Source organism: Herbaspirillum sp. UBA812, assembly GCF_002296545.1.
GTDB classification, from domain to species: Bacteria; Pseudomonadota; Gammaproteobacteria; order Burkholderiales; family Burkholderiaceae_D; genus Herbaspirillum; species Herbaspirillum huttiense.
Map to the genome: position 1 here is coordinate 1 of NZ_DBIC01000403.1, position 2,058 is coordinate 2,058.

General features: G+C 61.8%; 3 protein-coding genes. 1 reads left to right on the forward strand and 2 read right to left on the reverse strand.

Features of this window, described 5'->3' with window-relative positions:
- Positions 1-162, reverse strand: a 162-nt coding sequence (locus B3873_RS26225) for a DJ-1/PfpI family protein (RefSeq protein ID WP_286870050.1), incomplete at its 3' end; no start/stop codon positions are given.
- Positions 163-252: 90 nt separating this feature from the next.
- Complete coding sequence (locus B3873_RS26230; RefSeq protein WP_252695205.1) at positions 253-1,170, reverse strand: LysR family transcriptional regulator; 918 nt, start codon at positions 1,168-1,170, stop codon at positions 253-255.
- Positions 1,171-1,383: 213 nt separating this feature from the next.
- On the opposite strand from B3873_RS26230, the gene B3873_RS26235 reads away from it, so the two are divergent.
- On the forward strand, positions 1,384-2,058 hold a 675-nt coding region (locus B3873_RS26235), incomplete at its 3' end, for an ABC transporter substrate-binding protein (protein WP_286870043.1).

The window sequence follows — 2,058 nt, forward strand, 5'->3', positions numbered from 1 at the left end:
TTCGAAGTCGTGGATGGCGGTCTTGATCTTGTCGCCGGCTTTCTTGCCGGGGCAGACCGCGTGTACCGTGTGGCCGACCATCTGCAGGGCCTGGAAGGGCACCATGGTTTCATAATCCTCGGCGAAATCACCGGTCAAGAGCAGGATTTTCTTTGCAGCCATCATCATCTCCTTGGGAAAGGCCGCCGGCGCGGGGAGGGACCGGGCGGCCGGGTTGAAACACATCTTGTTGCGGGCTGGCCCGGGCAGGATTCACTCCAGCCAGCGCATCCGGCGCGACTGTCCCATCAGGAAGTCGCGGTTGAGCTCCACGCAGTCCCGCAGGTAGCTCCACAGGGCTGATACCCGCGCCACATGGCGCTGCTCGCTGGAAGCCACCAGCCAGAAGGTGCGGGTGATGGCGATCTGTTCGGGCAGTACGGGCACCAGCTCGTCGGACTGCTGCGCCAGGAAGCAGGGCAGGATCGCCAGCGCGCGGCCGGCGCAGGCCGCCGTGTATTGCGCTACCACGCTGGTGCTGCGGAAGGCCCGGAAAGCGTCCGGTGCCACCGTATCCTTGTAGCGCAATTCTTCACTGAAGACCAGATCATCGATGTAGCCGATGAAGTTATGTTGCGCCAGGTCATCCATGGTGTGAATCGGCGCGTGCCTGGCCAGGTACTCACGTGAAGCATAAAGCTTCAGGACATAGTCGGACAGTTTTGTGACCACGTAATTACCCGACAGCGGCCGTTCGATCGACACGCTGATGTCAGCCTCATGCTTGGACAGATTCACGAAACGCGGCATCGGCAGCATGTCCACCGTGATGTGGGGATTGCGGGCACAGAAATGCGCGATGTGCGGCGCCAGCACGAAGGTGCCGAAGCCTTCGGTCGCGCCCAGCCGCACCTGGCCGGAGAGCTTGCTGTTGTGTCCGCCCAGTTCTTCGGTGGCGGCATACAGGGTGCTTTCGACCTGCTCGGCATATTCCACCAGCCGGTAGCCGTCGGCAGTGAGCTTGTAGCCGTGGTTGTTACGGTCGAAGAGCTGGCTGCCAACCTGCTCCTCGAAGCGTTTCATGCGGCGCGAGACGGTGGAGTGGTCGATGCCCAGCTTCTTGGCGGCATCCACCAGGCCCTGGCTGCGGGTGAGTTCGAGAAAGATCCTGAGGTTGTCCCAGTCCAGCATGTGGTCTCCATGGTTGCATCGCCGCCGATGTGCATCAATGCAAAAGCGTTTTGTCTTTGTGGTTATTGTATCGATAAATACGCACATGCAGAATAGCGGGGCCGTGATGCCGCCCGGGAAGACAGAGGCGACACACGGCAGGAGACAACGGCAAGACCCGGCGTCCATGAACGCGGGCAGGTCCGACAACAATCACAAGATCAAGGAGACAAGATGTCCAAGAACGCTTTCAGCCGTTCCCTCACGGCTGCGGCCGTGGCCTGCACGGTGTCGCTGGCCACCACGGCCATGACGGCCATGCCCGCCCTTGCCCAGGATGCCAACACGGTCAAGATCGGGGTGCTCACCGACATGTCCGGCCCCTACTCGGCCATGGGCGGCCAGGGTTCGGTGGTGGCCGCCAAAATGGCGGTGGAAGACTGCCTCAAGAATGAATGCAAAGGCATGAAGATCGAGATCCTCTCGGCCGACAACCAGAACAAGCCCGACGTTGGCGTGACCCGCGCCCGCGAATGGCTGGACCGCGACAAGGTCGAGGCCATCGCCGATCTCACCAATTCCTCGGTGGCGCTGGCGGTGCAAAAGCTGGTCAAGGAAAAGGGCGGCATCGCCATGTACAGCGGCCCGGCCACCGGCGCACTGACCACGGCCGAATGCGCCACCAACGGTTTCCACTGGATGTTCGATACCTACTCGCAAGCCGCCGGTGCGGCAGCGGCGCTGACCAAGCTGGGCAACAAGTCCTGGTACTTCGTGACGGTGGACTACGCCTTCGGCCATTCGCTGGAGAAGGATGCCTCCGATGTGGTCAAGGCCAATGGCGGTACGGTGGTGGGTTCGGTGCGTCACCCGCTCAATGCATCGGACTTCTCCTCCTTCCTGCTGCAG